Genomic DNA, 16309 nt, shown 5'->3' on the forward strand with positions numbered 1-16309 from the left:
GCTTGAACTGTCAAGTGCTGTTGAGTTCTGGCCGATCGGCTGGCTCATAGCCGAAGTAGGTGATCGAATGTTCTGCATGGCAGAGACGAGTCGTAGTAGGACGAGGCGGCCATCCGGAAAGCTGGTGCCGTGACCGATACCACCGGTCCTACGGTGCGCCGGTCCCCGCGGTATCGCGCACCGGAGCCCGGCACCCGTCAGATGGGATACCGCGACGCGGGACACAGCCCTCGGCTCCGGGTGTCGTTGACCACCGGCGACGATCTACTTGCGCGGATACCCGACAGTGACGTCGCCACCTTCCGTGCCGACGCCTACCGGCGACTGACACCGGCCGAATTCGCACGTGTCGATGCGGTATACACCCGAGGTCTCGACGCCACCTGCCGGTGGTTCACCGCGCGCAGCGGTGAACCCTGCCGCCACGACCTGGACCGCCGGGCCGACCCGATCTGGTTCGGCCGCAACGAGGTGGCCTGGGCCGAACGGATGCGGACCGTGCTGCGGCCGCGTCCCGCGGCGCGGCGGTTTCCGCCCGCCCGTGTGGTGGGACGGACCGACGAATGGCTGGACATCCTCGGGCTCTATCGATTTCTCGGCAGTTTCGTCGCGGGCAGCCCGGGCCGGGGGCACACGGTGGTCCGGTTGCGCGGCGCCCAGGCGGCCTGCCTGCTGCACGGTATGCGCTTGGAGTTGCCGCCCGACCTCAATTACTCGGTGGGTACCGGGATGACCACGCGCCGGCTCGACACCACGACCGTCGAATGGATCCGGGAGCGGATTGCCGACCCGGTCGATGCCGCGGCCCTCGCGACGACGCTCTTCACGGGCGCCACCACGGTGGAGTTGGGTTGTGTACCACGGGTGGCATCGACGGGCGACGCGCTCGTCTTCACCGGTCCGATCGGTTACTCCCGGGCCGCTGATGTGTATGTATGGGTGATCCCGCCCGCGGCTCGTGCCCTCTTGCAGGAGGCGTGTGCCTACCGGGAAACCGATACGGGCGGTAGTCCGAAATTGTTCGCCGGTGCCGTCGGTGCGGCCGGCGGGCGGCTCCGCGACACCGCCGCGCGATGCGGCATCGCCTTACCGGAATCGCACCATTGGCACCGGAGCTGGATTCGCCAGACGGGACTGCTTCGGGGACAGGAACAGCCGGAGTATGTTCGCAACACCGATCTGCTGTTCGGGCTCCGCCTCGCTTCCGGGCCAGGGCCGATGCGTGGCGAGTAGCTCGGGTCGGTGCGGTGTGTCTGCGGCGGCCTCGCGAAAAGGGTTCTCCGCCGAGAGGCTGCTGTAGTGGCGACAGCACCATGACCGCAGGCTCCGTGCCGGTGGGCCGAATTCACTCGGAAAACCTGACGCTACGGTCGATCTGACGTGTTTGTGTGGCGCCCGAGTGGGTACACCCACTCCGACTGGCCCGAACAGCTCAGTCGGGTGGGTGGAGCGCCCCCGGCAGGAATCGAACCTGCGACCTAGGGATTAGAAGGCCCTTGCTCTATCCAACTGAGCTACGGAGGCAGTGTTTCCACCATGGCGGACAACGGCCGCGCTGTCCAGCCGAAAAGTGTAGCGATCGATCCGATCGTTCGTTTTCGCGTGCCCGAAAAAGGCCCCGCCGGGCCCGCCGGGGTTCGCCGAACTACTCTCGAAGCTATGTCGTCAGTCCAGGCCCCCGCCGTCGAACCCGCCGCCGAGGCCGGTCGGCCGGGCGGGTCGCCGGCCGTGACGGGCGCGCTGACGGTGGTCGCCGGGACGCTGGCGGCATTGGTCGCGATTCTGGTGGTGAGCGCCTCGGCCGCCCAGGCACTCAGCCTGCTGGGAATCCCCGACCCCGGCCCGCTCACCACCTATGGCCTGCCCGCGGTACGTGCCCTCGCCGATCTCTTCGCCGCGTTCACTGTGGGCGCTCTGCTCTTCGCCGCTTTCCTCGTTCCGCCGCAGCGCAGTGGACTACTCGATACCAGTGGCTACCGCGCGGTACGGCGGGCCTCGGGCCTGGCGTTCGCCTGGGCGGTCTGCGCGGCGCTGCTGGTCCCGCTGACGGTTTCCGACAGCACCGGCCGGCCGGTGACCGAGGTCCTGGCACCGCAGGAACTGTGGGGTGTGATCGACCAGATCGAACTGGCCGGAACATGGCGGATCACTGCCGTCGGCGCGCTGTTGCTGGCCATCGCGTGCCGGCTGGCGCTGCGCTGGGGGTGGACACCGGTTCTGTTCGCCGGATCGATCGCGGTGATGATGCCGCTGGCGCTCACCGGCCATTCCTCCTCGGGTGGGGCGCACGATGTGGCCACCAACAGCCTGATCCTGCATTTGATCGCCGCGGCGGTCTGGGTGGGCGGCCTGGTCGCGCTGCTCGTGCACGCCCTGCGTGACGGCACCCACACCGGTATCGCCGCCCGCCGGTTCTCGCCGCTGGCGGCCGTTTCTTTCGTGGTGCTCGCGGTGAGCGGGATCGTGAACTCCTGGGTCCGCGTCCCGATGGACGAGCTGTTCACCAGCACCTACGGGCGCCTGGTCCTGGCCAAGGCCGCCGCTCTGATAGTGCTCGGCGTGTTCGGGTACTTCCAGCGGCGCGCGGCGCTGCCGGCGCTGGCCGCAGAACCGGGCAACCGGCTCGCGCTGGTCCGGTTCGCAGGTGTGGAAACACTGATCTTCGCGGCGACCATGGGGCTGGCGGCCGGCCTGGGGCGGACACCGCCACCGCCGCCGACCAGCGTGCCGACCCCGATCGAAGTGGAACTCGGGTACGAGCTGGCCGGACCGCCCACCGTCGCCCGACTGCTGTTCGACTGGCGGTTCGACCTGATCTTCGGCACGCTCGCCATCGTCCTGGCGGTGCTCTACCTCCTGGGTGTCCGGCGGTTGCGGGCGCGCGGCGACAGCTGGCCGGTGGGCCGGACCCTGGCCTGGATGCTGGGGTGCGCCGTGCTGCTGTTCACGACCTCGTCCGGTGTCGGCCGCTACGCCCCCGCGATGTTCAGCGTGCATATGGGTGCGCATATGGCGCTGTCCATGCTGGTTCCTATCCTGCTCGCACTCGGCGGTGCGGTGACCCTCGCGTTGCGTGCGCTGCCACCGGCCGGCCGGGACGGAGCACCGGGCGCGCGGGAGTGGATTCTGGCGGCCGTGCACAACCCGGTCTCGCGATTCCTCACCCACCCCATCGTGGCGTCGGTGGTGTTCGTGGGCGGTTTCTACGCCCTGTACCTGGGCGGGATATTCGACACCTTCGTCGATTCGCATGCCGCCCACCTGCTGATGAACCTGCATTTCCTGGTCAGCGGCTATCTCTTCTACTGGGTGGTGATCGGTATCGATCCGAAGCCGCGCCGGGTGGAACCGCTCACGAAACTCGCCATGGTGTTCGGTTCGCTGCCCTTCCATGCGTTCTTCGGCGTGGTCCTGATGGGGATGAGCACCGTGCTCGGCGGCTGGTTCTACCGCAGTCTCGGTGTGGACTGGCATTCCGACCTGCTGGGTGATCAGCGCACCGGCGGCAGCCTGGCCTGGGCCAGCGGCGAAGTGCCGCTGGTGGTGGTGATGCTGGCACTACTGATCCAGTGGTCGCGCAGCGATGCCCGGCTGGCCCGCCGCACCGACCGTGCCGCGGAACGCGACGACGACGCGGAACTGGCCGCGCACAACGCCATGTTCGCCGAATTGGCCAAGCGAGATCGGGCAATGAAGTAGATGACCGAGCAGAAGACCCCAGTGACCCCCTTGCCGCCGTTACGCCGCATCTACCGGTCCGATGTCCGCGCGGCCCGGCGGCGGCTGGGCAGGCATATCCGTAAGACCCCGGTGTTCCACACCGTCGTTCCGGGGCCGGGCGGGCCCGTTCCGGTCACCTTGAAACTGGAGTATCTGCAGCACGGGGGCACGTTCAAGGTGCGCGGCAGCTACAACGCGCTGCTGTCGGAGCGGGTGTGCCCGGAAGATGTCGTGATCGCCTCCGGGGGAAACGCGGGGATCGCGGCGGCCCTGGCCGCGGCCGGGATGGGTAAATCCTGCACCGTGGTGGTGCCCGAATCGGCACCGCATACCAAGGTCGCGGCGATGTGGTCGCACGGTGCGGAGGTGCGCTGGCACGGAACCACCTATGCCGAGGCCTACGAGCATGCGCGCGAGATCACCGCGGAACGCGGTGCGCTCCAGCTGCATGCCTACGATCTGCCCGCGGTGGTCGCCGGTGCCGGCGTGATCGGGCTGGAAATCGAGGAACAGGTGCGCGGCCGGCCACCCGTTCTGGTCGCCGTCGGAGGTGGTGGCCTGGTCGGCGGGATCGCGGCGGCCGCCGGTCGGCGCCGGGAGATCGTCGGGGTGGAGCCCGAAGGTATTCCGACGATGCATTCGGCACTGGCCGCGGGTAAACCGGTCGATGTCGAGATCTCCAGCGTCACCGCCGACGCCCTGGGCGCCACGCGGCTCGGGGAGATCTCGTTCGATATCGCCCGCCGGTACGGGGTCCGCTCGGTACTGGTCACCGACGACGCGATCACCGAGGCCCGCGACTACCTGTGGCGGGAATTCCGGATCGTGGTGGAACTGTCCGGGGCGGTGGCCTTGGCGGCGATTCTCAGCGGTGCCTACGTTCCGCCGGAAGGTCAGCGCCCGGTGATCGTGCTGTGCGGGGCGAACACCGAGCTGCCGGTGCTCTGAGCTACCCGGATACCTGGTGGCTGTAGCGGCCCTACCCCCGCTGTGGCCGACCGAAGTCCGCGCCGGCCGGCGATCGAGGCCTGCTCCCCGCCGGTTCCGGCCGCAATGCCGGGGTGCTGCCGGGAAAGTCTGGGGGGTGCGAATTCCACAAGTTCGCCGATGCCGTGGAGTTGTCCACAGATCCGCATTCCGTCCGCCGCGGTGGCCAGGCCGCGGGCACGATGAATGCGTCCCCGGAATCGCGGGGCGGGGGTTGCCCGGCGGTGCCGGGCTCGACGAAGGGGTGGACTCGTGTACGAAACTCTGGCGACAGTGGTGGGTACCGTGGTGACCGAGCCGGTCAAGCGCGATCTCGCGGGCGGCGAGCAGATGCTGAGCTTCCGATTGGCCAGCACCGCGCGCCGGCTCGACCGGGAATCGGGTGAATGGGTGGACAACGGGATGCTGTTCCTCACGGTGAGCTGCTGGCGGCGCCTGGTGGCCGGCGTGGACGCCTCCATCCACCGCGGCGATCCGGTGATCGTGCAGGGGCAGCTGCGGTCGAACGAGTACCGCACCCGCGACGGTGCCGAACGCCGGGACCTGGAGATGCGGGCCCACACCGTGGGGCCCGACCTCACCCGGTGCACCGCCCAGGTGGTGCGCCGGCGCACCGGGTATGCGATGGTGACCGGGAATAATCCGGCCGATCCGGACGCTGGGACGGCCGGGGACGGGGTGGCGGGGGAGCAGGACCATCCACTGGGGGAGAAGTCGGCATCCGGCGACCGGCCGGTGAACGCCGACGTGTGAAACCGCACCGATGTTTGACGGATAGGGTGATCGCCATGGCTGAGTTCATCTACCAAATGAAGAAGGTTCGTAAGGCGCACGGCGACAAGGTCGTGCTCGACGATGTCACCTTGAACTTCCTTCCCGGCGCCAAGATCGGCGTCGTCGGCCCCAACGGCGCCGGTAAATCCAGCGTGCTGAAGATCATGGCCGGATTGGATCAGCCGAACAACGGCGAAGCCTTTCTCGCGCCGGGCGCCAGTGTGGGGATTCTGCAGCAGGAGCCGCCGCTGAACGAGGAGAAGACGGTCCGCGGCAATGTCGAGGAGGGCCTCGGCGAGATCAAGGTCAAACTCGACCGGTTCAACGAGATCGCCGAACTCATGGCCACCGATTACTCCGACGAGCTCATGGACGAGATGGGCAAACTCCAGGAGGATCTCGACCACGCCGACGCCTGGGATCTGGATTCACAGCTCGAACAGGCGATGGATGCGCTGCGCTGCCCGCCGCCGGACGAGCCGGTCACCAATCTCTCCGGGGGTGAGCGCCGCCGCGTGGCGCTGTGCAAACTACTGCTGAGCAAACCCGATCTGCTGCTGCTGGACGAGCCGACCAACCATCTCGACGCGGAGAGCGTGCTGTGGCTGGAACAGTTCCTGGCGCAGTACCCGGGTGCTGTGCTGGCCGTCACCCACGACCGGTACTTCTTGGACAATGTCGCCGGCTGGATTCTCGAGCTCGACCGCGGCCGGGCCATCGGGTACGAGGGCAACTACTCCACCTACCTGGAGAAGAAGGCCGAACGCCTCGCCGTGCAGGGCAAGAAGGACCAGAAGCTGCAGAAGCGGCTGAAGGACGAACTCGCGTGGGTGCGCTCCGGTGCCAAGGCCCGCCAGGCCAAGAACAAGGCGCGGCTGGGCCGCTACGAGGAAATGGCCGCCGAGGCCGAGAAGATGAAGAAGCTGGATTTCGAGGAGATCCAGATTCCGGCCGGCCCGCGACTGGGCAGCGTCGTGGTCGAGGTCGAGCATCTGGACAAGGGCTTCGGCGATCGCCAGCTGATCAAGGACCTCTCGTTCACGCTGCCGCGCAACGGCATCGTCGGTGTGATCGGTCCTAACGGCGTGGGTAAGACCACCCTGTTCAAGACCATCGTCGGTCTGGAGGAACCGGATAGCGGCACGGTGAAGGTCGGCGAGACCGTCCAGCTGAGCTATGTCGACCAGACCCGGGCCGGAATCGATCCGAAGAAGACGGTCTGGCAAGTGGTTTCGGAGGGGCTGGACTATATCGAGGTCGGCCAGCAGGAAATGCCGTCGCGTGCCTATGTGAGCGCCTTCGGGTTCAAGGGCCCGGATCAGCAGAAGCCGGCCGGGGTGCTCTCCGGTGGTGAACGCAACCGCCTCAACCTGGCGCTCACCCTGAAGCAGGGTGGCAACCTGATCCTGCTCGACGAGCCCACCAACGACCTGGACGTGGAAACCCTCGGATCGCTGGAGAACGCGCTGGAACAGTTCCCCGGCTGCGCCGTGGTCATCTCCCACGACCGGTGGTTCCTGGACCGTACCTGCACGCATATCCTCGCCTGGGAGGGTGACGCCGACAACGAGGCCAAATGGTTCTGGTTCGAGGGCAACTTCGAGGCCTACGAGGCCAACAAGATCGAACGCCTCGGCCCGGAAGCCGCACGGCCGCATCGAGTGACGCATCGCAAACTGACCCGCGGGTAATGCCGTAGATCTTTTCCCGCGACCCGGTTGCGGGACTACCCTCGGGGCGGCGTCGGTATGTCTTCCGAAAAATCCGCATCCAAGGGAGTGGGAAATGACGGTCTCGTCCGAATTGTCCAGCGAGGCTTGGGTTGCCGAACTGCCGGACAACCTCCGTGCCGGCCTCCACGCTCTGGAGGAGGGATATTTCCGGCATGTGGGCACCGACGAGGCGGACTGTGAGATCTCCAGCGTCGAGCTCACCTTCCGGGCGCATCTCGCACTGGCCCTGACCCGGCAACCGGGTCAGGGTTCGGTGCGGGTCCACCACCCCGACGACGGGTCCGGGCTGGGCGCCGCGGTGCAGATCGTGACCGACGATATGCCGATGCTCGTGGATTCGGTCACGGCCCTGCTGGCCCGGCTGGGCGGTACGGTGCGCGAGGTCATCCATCCCATCGTCACGGTGGAACGGGATACCGACGGGCGGCTCCGGGCGGCATGGCCGCACGATGCCGATGCCGCGCACACCGGTTCGGCGACCGGCCGCGAATCCTGGATTCACCTGCAATTGCATCCCGCGACCAGTGCCGAGCTACTCGACGAGATCGCCGCCGCCGTACCCGGGGTGATCGGTGATGTGCGGCAGGTGAGCAACGATACCGAGGCGATCCATGCCGTGCTCCACGATCTTGCGGCCGGACTCGACCGGGTCGGCGACACCGTTGTCACGGCAGATATCGATATCGCGCCCTCCGACTGTGCCGGGTTGCTGCGCTGGATGGCCGCCGGCAACTTCACTGTGCTCGGCTACGCGCGTTACCGCACCGAAGCCGGCGAATCGGTGCCGGTATTCGTTCCGGATTCCGCACTCGGAGTGCTGCATCCGGGTACCGGGATCGGTTTCCAGGTTCCGGTCGTCACCGGTGCCCCGCGGCTGCTGCGGATGACCCAGGGCCTGATCCCGGTCACCATGCAGCGGGCGGTCTACCCGTTCTTCATCGGTGTGGCCGATGTGAACGACGCGGGCGAGATCCGTGGTGAGCACCTGTTCATCGGTGTCTTCACCGTGACGGCGCTGCACGAGAACGTCCTCGATATCCCCGTGGTGGGCACCCGGGTGCGCTCGGCCATCACCGGGAGCGGTTTCGATCTCGATTCGTTCTCCGGTCAGGCGATGCTCGAGGTCATGCAGGGCTTCCCGCGCACCGAACTGTTCGCCTGCGATGCGGCCACGCTGCGCCGCATCGCGGCCGCCGTACTCAACGTGGGGCTGCGCCGGCAGGTTCGATTGTTCCTGCGGGTCGATCCGTACGGCCGCTTCGTCGCCGCGATGGTGTACCTGCCACGGGACCGCTACACCACCGCGGTCCGGCTGGAGATGCAGGACATCCTGGTCCGCGAACTCGGCGGTGCCTCCATCGACTACTCGGCCCGGGTGAGCGAAAGCGAACTCGCGAGCGTGTATTTCACCATCCGGCTGCCCGGTGCCGATACCGCCGAACCGGTGCGGGTGTCCTCGGCGGAGGAGATCTCCGAACCCGAACGGCTGCGCATCCAGAACCTGCTCGGTGAGGCGAGCCGCACCTGGGACGACCATCTCAACGACGAGGTGAGTGCCTCGACCGTCCTGGACCCGCAGATCGTGCGCCGCTACTGCGAAGCGTTCCCGGACGCCTACAAACAGGATTTCAGCGCGCGGCGCGCCCTGGCCGATATCGACCGTCTGGAGCGGTTGCGGACCGGCAATATCGACCAGCACCTGTACCGCGTCGCGGAGGCACCCGCCGGCTCCTGGCGGTTCACGCTCTATATCGGCGGCGCCGGGATCTCGCTGAGCCAGGTGCTGCCGGTGCTCCAGAGCCTCGGTGTGGAGGTACTCGACGAACGGCCGTACCGGATCCGGCGGGAAGCCGACGGTATCGGTACCGCCGGCGAACGGTGGATCTACGATTTCGGATTGCTGGCGAGCGCGGAGTTGTTGCGCGCCGCACTCGATCAGGACCTCGACGCCGAACTGCTCGAGGTAGCACCGGGTACGCGGGCGAGCGCCGCGGCCGGAGTCCGCGACCGGTTCACCGAGGCGTTCGATGCCATCTGGTACGGCCGGGCCGAGGCCGACGGCCTCAACGAACTCGTCCTGCGCGCCGGTCTGACCTGGCGTGAGGTCGCCGTTCTGCGCACCTATGCGAAATACCTGCAGCAGGCCGGATTCCCCTACAGCCAGGTCAATATCGCCCGTGTCCTGCACACCTACCCGGATACCGCGCGATTGTTCGCACGATTGTTCGCTGCCCGGTTCGACCCGGACCGGTATTCGGCCGAGGACGCCGACCGGCTCGAACAGCAGGTGCGTGAGCGGATCGACCAGGTGGTCAGCCTGGACGCGGACCGTATCCTGCGGGCCATGCTGGGCCTGATCCGGGCCACTTTGCGCACCAACTACTACGTCACCGACGCCGACGGCGCGGCCCGGGAATTCATCTCGGTGAAGGTGGAACCCCAGGAGATCGCCGAACTCCCGCAGCCGCGGCCGAAGTACGAGATCTTTGTGTATTCGCCGCGGGTGGAGGGTGTGCATCTGCGGTTCGGTGCGGTGGCGCGGGGTGGTTTGCGCTGGTCGGATCGGTTGGAGGATTTCCGGACCGAGATTCTGGGTCTGGTGAAGGCGCAGGCGGTGAAGAATGCGGTGATCGTGCCGGTGGGTGCGAAGGGTGGTTTCGTGGTGAAACGGCCGCCGGCCGCCACCGGGGATGCCGCCACCGATCGGCAGGCCCGGATGGCGGAAGGGGTCGAATGCTATCGCACCTTCATCTCCGGTCTGCTGGATATCACCGATAACGTCGATCTGGCCGGGGGACAGGTGCTGCCGCCGGATCGGGTGGTGCGCCGGGACGGTGACGATACGTATCTGGTCGTAGCGGCGGATAAGGGGACGGCGGCGTTCTCGGATATTGCGAACGATGTGGCGGGGCGTTACGGCTTCTGGCTGGGAGATGCGTTCGCGTCCGGTGGTTCGGCCGGTTATGACCACAAGGCGATGGGGATTACTGCGCGGGGGGCGTGGGAGAGCGTGAAGCGGCATTTCGCCGAGCTCGGGGTGGACACGCAGTCCCAGGATTTCACGGTGGTGGGTGTGGGGGATATGAGTGGGGATGTGTTCGGTAACGGGATGTTGTTGTCGGAGCATATTCGGTTGGTGGCGGCGTTCGATCACCGGAACATTTTCTTGGATCCGAATCCGGAGGCCGCGACGTCGTTCGCCGAGCGGCAGCGGTTGTTCGGGCTGACGCGGTCGAGTTGGGCTGATTACGATCGGTCGCTGATCAGCGCGGGCGGCGGAATCTACGACCGCACAGTGAAATCGGTGCCGATATCTCCGCAGGCCCGTGCGGCACTCGGGCTGCCGGAGAACACGGTTTCGCTCGCCCCGCCGGAATTGATCCGCGCGATTCTGCAGGCGCCGGTGGATCTGCTGTGGAACGGCGGTATCGGCACCTATATCAAGGCGAGCACCGAAACCAATGCCGATGCGGGCGATAAATCCAACGATGCTGTTCGGGTCGACGCAAATCAGTTGCGGGTGAAGGTCGTCGGCGAGGGCGGAAATCTCGGTGTCACAGCATTGGGGCGGATCGAATTCTGCCGCAACGGTGGGAAGATGAACACCGATGCGCTGGACAATTCCGCCGGAGTCGATTGCTCCGACCATGAGGTGAATATCAAGGTCCTGCTCGACGGTGTGGTCTCGGCGGGGGAGCTGGATATCGCCGACCGTAATCCGCTGCTCGCGGAGATGACCGACGAAGTCGCGCAGATGGTATTGCAGGACAACGTTTCCCAGAACTATCTGATGGGAATCTCGCGGGCCGAATCGGCGCGGATGCTGAATGTGCATCGGCGGTTGATCGAGGAGCTGGAGAACAGCCGGGGCCTGGACCGGCAGCTCGAGGCGTTGCCGGCCGATACCGTGCTGAAGCGTCGGCTCGAGGAAGGGACCGGCCTCGCCTCGCCCGAACTCGCCAACCTGCTGGCTCATGTGAAACTGGCGATGAAAGCCGACCTGCTGGCCGGGGACCTGCCCGACAGTGCGTTCTTCGGCGCCCGGCTCCCCGACTATTTCCCGACCCCGCTGCGCGAACGCTTCGGGGCGGCGATCAAGAAACATCGCCTGCGCCGGGAAATCGTCACCACCATGATCGCCAACGAGGTGGTGGACCACGGGGGACTCACCTACACCTTCCGGCTCGGTGAGGAGATCGGTGCCACCACCACCGATACGGTGCGCGCCTTCGCGGCCGTCACCGATATCTTCGGGCTGCACGAGATCTGGGCCCGGATCCGCGCCGCCGACACCTCGGTCGGGGTACGTGACCAGCTCGAACTGGAAACCAAACGAACCCTGGACCGGGCCTCGCGGTGGCTGCTCACCAACCGCCCCCAGCCGATCGCCGTGGGCGCGGAGATCAACCGGTACCGGGTGGGCATCCGCGAACTGGCGCCCGAGGTGCCCAGCTGGCTGCGCGGGCACCATGTCACGACACTGACCGATCACGCCGCCGACCTGGTCGCGCACGGGGCGCCGCTGGATCTGGCCACCGAGGTCTTCGGGCTGCTGCATCTGTTCCCGCTGCTCGATATCGTCGATATCGCCGATATCACCGACCGCTCCGGCGACGAGGTGGGCTCGCTGTACTACGCGCTGAACGAGCATCTCAAGATCGACTGGCTGCTCGAGGCGGTGAGCCATCTGGAACGCGGTGACCGCTGGCATGCGCTGGCCCGGCTCAGCCTGCGCGACGATATGTACAGTTCGCTGCGTTCGCTCACCCTCGACGTGCTCTCCGGCGGCGACCCGGAAGAGAGCGCGGACGAGAAGATTGCATACTGGGAGTCCAAGAATCAGTCCCGGCTCGGTCGCGCCCGCGCGGCGTTGGCGGAACTGTTCGAGTCCGGAACCCACGATCTCGCCACGCTGTCGGTTGCGGCGCGGCAGGTGCGCAGCATGGTGAGTGGGGTGGGTGCCCAATCGGAGGTACCACGGTGACGAATGCTGTTTCGGGTAACGGTGCAGGTGCCGAGGTGGCCACGGCCGCCCCGGCCCCGCGCTTCCACACCGCCGTCCATGTGCGCTGGTCGGATATGGACGTTTTCCAGCATGTCAACCACGCCCGTATGGTGACGCTGCTCGAGGAAGCGCGGATCCCCTGGCTGTTCGAGGCCGACCGTCCCACGGTGGCGCTGCGCAACGGTTGCGTTCTGGCGGATCTGCACGTCAAGTACCGCGGCCAGTTGCGGCATGAGGACACTCCGCTCGATATCGCCATGTGGATCGAGCAGTTGCGCGCCGTCGATTTCACCGTCGCCTACGAGGTGCGGGCCGCGGGTGCCGCTCCCGGTACCCCGGCCGCCGTCACCGCCACCACCCAGCTGGCGGCGTTCGATATCGAAACCCAGCGGCTGCGCCGGCTCACCGATGCCGAACGGGACTACCTGGCGCAGTGGAGGCAAGCATGAGCGGATCGAACGCGGATGCGGTAACCGCCCGCAACGACGCAGGGCCCGCACCGGTGCGGCGCATAAGCATTGCTCCCACGGTGCCGATCCGATCGTGACTTCCGACCAGCGGACCCTGACCGTACCGGACCCGGCAGAACGCGAGAACCTGGCCACATTCCTCACCCGGGCACAGCGGCTGGACCCGGCGGCGGTGGTGCGGTTACGCCGGCGTGGAAAAGGCTTGGTCACCGCCTGGGTAGCTACCGGTTTCGAAGCGCTGGCCACCCGCACGGTCGGCGCCGAACTCCAGGTCGACGATGTGACGGTCGGCGCCGATACGGTACTGGCTGCCCTCGACGCCCCCGGCGCGATCGATCTCGGCTACTCCATGGATTCGGCCTGGCGCGGCGCCTTGCCGCCCGCGGCGGGCTTCGGGCATATCGACGATCTGCCCGCCCGGACCCTGGTGGAACTGGCCGAACGCGGGGCCGATCTGGCCAAGGAACACGGATCGAACCACGGCCCGCCGGTCTCACTGCTCGATCAGACGGTGATCACCGTCTCGGCCGGCGAGGACGAGGTAGAGATACCGATGCGGGTGGTGTTCGCGCTCACCTCCATGGATTTCATCCCGCACGCCGGGGACCGCGCGGAGGCGAACCGGATCCCGCCCGGGGAGTCGGTCCGCGTCCGTGCGACCAGAACATGGTTCCGCCTCGACGCCCGCTACGGTTCCATCGCCCGGCGCAGGACCGGGAGCCTTTCGCTGACACCCCGATAAGGCCCTTCTGCACTCGCGGGCTCGGCAACTGAGACGGCGTGAATCCGGCTTACCGACCGGCACCCAGTTGGTAGGGCGATCGGGCGGAGTTCCGGTTGCCGGCCCGGTGAGTACTTCGACGGCAGCGACGCGCAGAAGGCGGTATCCGAAGGGACCGGCCCAGCCCGAACCGAACGTGCCCAGCTCGAGCGGCCGGAGATCCGCGGCAGGGCCTGCCCCAGGCCAAGCTGACGCCTCGCCTCGGCCGGGCCGCTCGAACCGGCCTGGTTGGCGTGGGCTCGTGATCCAGCCGATCCGCAATGCATTTTCCCGCCGTGCACTGTCCGGTGCGGAATACGTGTCCGGTCGCCTTGGTCCTCTCATCCGATCGACGACGTGCAGTAGCCGAGAACACTGGGCGAGTTCCCTCTCCGCGCCCGAGGGCTCTCCTCGGGGCCGACCTCCGTGAGGCGCGATTCGGCCGACTCGAACCCAGCGATTTGCTCGGCCGCGAGGTGATCACGAGGATGAGCCGGAGTGCGCGGACGGGGGCTGCCGAACTTGCGCGGCGGCGCGCCGGAACTATGCGGCGCCCTCGCCGAGGTACTGCAGCCAGACCGGGTCGAGTTCGTTGACCGTGGACAGCAGGCGCCAGTGCGGGCCCTTCGGGGAGGTCAGCGGAGATCGCAGGTTCCAGCCCAGTTCGGTGAGCAGTTTGTCGGCTTTGCGGTGGTTACAGGGCGCGCAGCTCGCGACGCAGTTCTCCCAGCTGTGTTCGCCGCCGCGGCTGCGGGGGATGACGTGGTCGATGGTTTCGGCCTTACCGCCGCAGTAGCCGCAGCGGTAGCGGTCGCGCTGCATGAGGGCGGCGCGGGTCATGGGGACCCGGGCGCGGTAGGGGACCCGCACATAGGTGCGGAGGCGGATGACCGAGGGGATGGTGACGGTGGCCCCGGCGGAGTGCAGGACCGGGCCGGTGGGGTCGTGATGGACCGCGTCGGCCTTATCGCAGACCAGCAGCACGATGGCACGGCGGGCGGGTAGCGCGGTGAGCGGTTCGTAGGTGGCGTTGAGCAGCAGAACGCGGCGTTTGAGCCAGCTGATGTGCTGGGCGGGGTGGAGCACAGCGGCGGATTCGCCGCGGGGACGAGCGGAATCGGTATCGGCCGCGGTCTCGGAAGTATGCCGGTTGACCGCGTGATCGGACAGCAGTTGCAGCGGAGGAGCCCCCGACCCACGAGCGTGGACGTCGGCGGGCTTCAGTTGTCGGTGGCGTATCGCCTCCGGTGATCGGGCGCCGGTCCGTTGCTTCATGTCGACCCCAAATTCTGCGTTACAAGATCATGTGGTATCTCGCCGGGAGACAAGATTCAGTTGACCATGGAAAGCCCCGGAGTGCACGGTTATTTTGCACAATGGCTGGTTAACTGTCGCTGAAGCGACAACCGAGGTCAACCGAGTCGAAGACGCCGACGCAGACCGGCCGTATCGGCGCGGCCGGGTACTCCTTCGACGGTACGGGTATATCGCCGAATCTGCGAACCTGCGATGACGCGGGCACAATGGACGGCGCATCCAGCGAAACGAGAGGGTTCATGACTTCGGGTATTCCGGCTGCCGGCGATCCGGCCGGCGAACAGGCCACGATCTCCTTCTACGACGCCGTCGGCGGGGAGGAGACCTTCCACCGGTTGGTGGCAACGTTCTACCGCGAGGTCGCCGCCGACGAGATCCTGCGGCCGATGTACCCCGAACAGGACCTCGGCCCCGCCGAACGCAGGCTGCGGATGTTCCTCGAACAGTACTGGGGCGGCCCCCGCACCTACTCCGACGAACGCGGCCACCCGAGGCTGCGTATGCGGCATATGCCGTTCGAGATCGGTCCCGTCCAGCGCGACGCCTGGTTGCGCTGTATGCGGATCGCGGTCGCCGAGATCGAGCCCGAGGTCCTCGACGATGCCCACCGCCGCCAGCTGCTGGACTATCTGGAAATGGCCGCGAACTCCTTGATGAACGCCGCCTGGTAAGCCGGTCGCCCCGCGCGCCGACAACACAGCACACCACCTGTGCACCATCTACTACAAAGGATCGTCTACCTTTATCGTGTGAGCATTCTCGAGACAGTGGCGGTTTTCGCCGGTATCCCACTGGGGATCTACCTCATAATCGCTGGTTTGTCGTATCTCGGTAAGCCGCTGCCCGGTGAGAAGCCGGTCCACTTCGATATGAGCAAGAAGTGGACCTCCGCGCCGGTGCTGTGGAGTGCTACCGATGAGGTCACCGGGCACGGTCATTCCTACGATGCCGGTGAATCGTCGCATGGTTCGCATGTGGCGTTCGACGCCCTCGAATCCCCCAAGGAAGCGCTGATCGGAGGCCGGGCAAGTGGCAAGTACTAAGTGGCCTGCGGTGGTCGAATCCGAACTGCCGCGCGGGTACGTGATCACCAGCAGCGGCCGGGTCTCCGGGGTGCACGAGGCCGGGGACGTGTTCAAGGAGGCGCCGTTCGACAACGACGAGCGGCTGGCCATGGACAATGTGCTCACCGAGGCGACCCGTGCCACCAAGGTCCGGTTCAACGTCTATATCGGCGACCTCGGTCCCGATGCCGGTGCCGCCGTGGACGCGCTGTTCCCCACCACTCCGGAGCCGGCGCGGTCGGTGCTCATCGCTGTCTCCCCGAACGACCACGCCGTGGAGGTTCGCTCCGGCCGGGATGTGGCCGAGCGCGCCAACGACCGGGTGTGCCAGCTCGGCGTCACCGCCGCGCTGAGTTCGCTGCGGCAGGGTGAGCTGATCGACGGTCTCGTTTCGGCAGTCCGCGTGATGGCGGCTGCCATCGGTCGCTGACCTTCCGGGAGCGCTCGCTACCGACGACGACGGCGCGTCCACCGGCTGG

General features: G+C 67.0%; 12 protein-coding genes and 1 tRNA gene. 11 read left to right on the plus strand and 2 right to left on the minus strand.

The annotated features are described in order from the left end of the window. Nucleotides 1-129 precede the first annotated feature (129 nt). Nucleotides 130-1233, plus strand: a complete 1104-nt coding sequence (locus ACFWPH_RS22335) for a hypothetical protein (RefSeq protein ID WP_378753946.1) — start codon at nt 130-132, stop codon at nt 1231-1233. 217 nt (nt 1234-1450) lie between these two features. On the opposite strand, the gene ACFWPH_RS22340 is transcribed toward ACFWPH_RS22335, so the two are convergent. Next, nucleotides 1451-1524, minus strand: a tRNA-Arg gene (locus ACFWPH_RS22340). Between the two features lie 135 nt (nt 1525-1659). On the opposite strand from ACFWPH_RS22340, the gene ACFWPH_RS22345 reads away from it, so the two are divergent. From ACFWPH_RS22345 to ACFWPH_RS22375, 7 genes are all read left to right on the plus strand, one after another. After that, nucleotides 1660-3699, plus strand: coding sequence for a cytochrome c oxidase assembly protein (locus ACFWPH_RS22345; RefSeq protein WP_378753948.1), 2040 nt, complete (start codon nt 1660-1662; stop codon nt 3697-3699). Next, the gene (locus tag ACFWPH_RS22350; protein ID WP_378753950.1) at nt 3700-4668 is read left to right on the plus strand and encodes a threonine/serine dehydratase; all 969 of its coding nucleotides are present in this window, start codon (nt 3700-3702) and stop codon (nt 4666-4668) included. It abuts the gene before it with no gap. A gap of 291 nt (nt 4669-4959) precedes the next feature. Beyond that, nucleotides 4960-5460, plus strand: a complete 501-nt coding sequence (locus ACFWPH_RS22355) for a single-stranded DNA-binding protein (RefSeq protein WP_378753952.1) — start codon at nt 4960-4962, stop codon at nt 5458-5460. 35 nt (nt 5461-5495) lie between these two features. Beyond that, the gene (ettA, locus tag ACFWPH_RS22360; protein WP_378753954.1) at nt 5496-7172 is read left to right on the plus strand and encodes an energy-dependent translational throttle protein EttA; all 1677 of its coding nucleotides are present in this window, start codon (nt 5496-5498) and stop codon (nt 7170-7172) included. 94 nt (nt 7173-7266) lie between these two features. Continuing rightward, nucleotides 7267-12198 (plus strand): NAD-glutamate dehydrogenase, encoded by a 4932-nt coding sequence (locus ACFWPH_RS22365; protein ID WP_378753956.1) that lies wholly within the window; start codon nt 7267-7269, stop codon nt 12196-12198. A 35-nt stretch (nt 12199-12233) separates the two neighbouring features. Then, complete coding sequence (locus ACFWPH_RS22370) at nt 12234-12668, plus strand: acyl-CoA thioesterase (protein WP_378754250.1); 435 nt, start codon at nt 12234-12236, stop codon at nt 12666-12668. A gap of 94 nt (nt 12669-12762) precedes the next feature. Further along, nucleotides 12763-13431, plus strand: coding sequence for a hypothetical protein (locus tag ACFWPH_RS22375; RefSeq protein WP_378753958.1), 669 nt, complete (start codon nt 12763-12765; stop codon nt 13429-13431). A gap of 561 nt (nt 13432-13992) precedes the next feature. Here ACFWPH_RS22375 and ACFWPH_RS22380 read toward each other — a convergent pair. After that, complete coding sequence (locus ACFWPH_RS22380; protein WP_378753960.1) at nt 13993-14724, minus strand: HNH endonuclease; 732 nt, start codon at nt 14722-14724, stop codon at nt 13993-13995. Nucleotides 14725-15005: 281 nt separating this feature from the next. Between ACFWPH_RS22380 and ACFWPH_RS22385 the strand changes: the two genes are divergently transcribed. The 3 genes from ACFWPH_RS22385 to ACFWPH_RS22395 all read left to right on the plus strand — a co-directional run bounded on the left by ACFWPH_RS22385 (nt 15006) and on the right by ACFWPH_RS22395 (nt 16260). Then, nucleotides 15006-15437, plus strand: a complete 432-nt coding sequence (locus ACFWPH_RS22385) for a globin (RefSeq protein WP_378753962.1) — start codon at nt 15006-15008, stop codon at nt 15435-15437. Nucleotides 15438-15515: 78 nt separating this feature from the next. After that, nucleotides 15516-15809, plus strand: a complete 294-nt coding sequence (locus ACFWPH_RS22390) for a hypothetical protein (protein WP_280413919.1) — start codon at nt 15516-15518, stop codon at nt 15807-15809. Then, the gene (locus ACFWPH_RS22395; protein ID WP_280413920.1) at nt 15796-16260 is read left to right on the plus strand and encodes a DUF5130 domain-containing protein; all 465 of its coding nucleotides are present in this window, start codon (nt 15796-15798) and stop codon (nt 16258-16260) included. The genes ACFWPH_RS22390 and ACFWPH_RS22395 overlap by 14 nt, the downstream gene beginning before the upstream one ends. Nucleotides 16261-16309: the final 49 nt, after the last annotated feature.

Origin of the sequence: Nocardia sp. NPDC058499 (assembly GCF_042719915.1) — a bacterium.
In the GTDB taxonomy this organism is placed as follows: domain Bacteria; phylum Actinomycetota; class Actinomycetes; order Mycobacteriales; family Mycobacteriaceae; genus Nocardia.

What these genes read in the sequence shown, in the direction of transcription:
- ACFWPH_RS22380 (WP_378753960.1), bottom strand. Translation starts at nt 14,724, where the DNA reads ATGAAGCAACGGACCGGCGCCCGATCACCGGAGGCGATACGCCACCGA.
- ACFWPH_RS22345 (WP_378753948.1), top strand. Translation starts at nt 1,660, where the DNA reads ATGTCGTCAGTCCAGGCCCCCGCCGTCGAACCCGCCGCCGAGGCCGGT.
- ACFWPH_RS22350 (WP_378753950.1), top strand. Translation starts at nt 3,700, where the DNA reads ATGACCGAGCAGAAGACCCCAGTGACCCCCTTGCCGCCGTTACGCCGC.
- ACFWPH_RS22385 (WP_378753962.1), top strand. Translation starts at nt 15,006, where the DNA reads ATGACTTCGGGTATTCCGGCTGCCGGCGATCCGGCCGGCGAACAGGCC.
- ACFWPH_RS22365 (WP_378753956.1), top strand. Translation starts at nt 7,267, where the DNA reads ATGACGGTCTCGTCCGAATTGTCCAGCGAGGCTTGGGTTGCCGAACTG.
- ettA (WP_378753954.1), top strand. Translation starts at nt 5,496, where the DNA reads ATGGCTGAGTTCATCTACCAAATGAAGAAGGTTCGTAAGGCGCACGGC.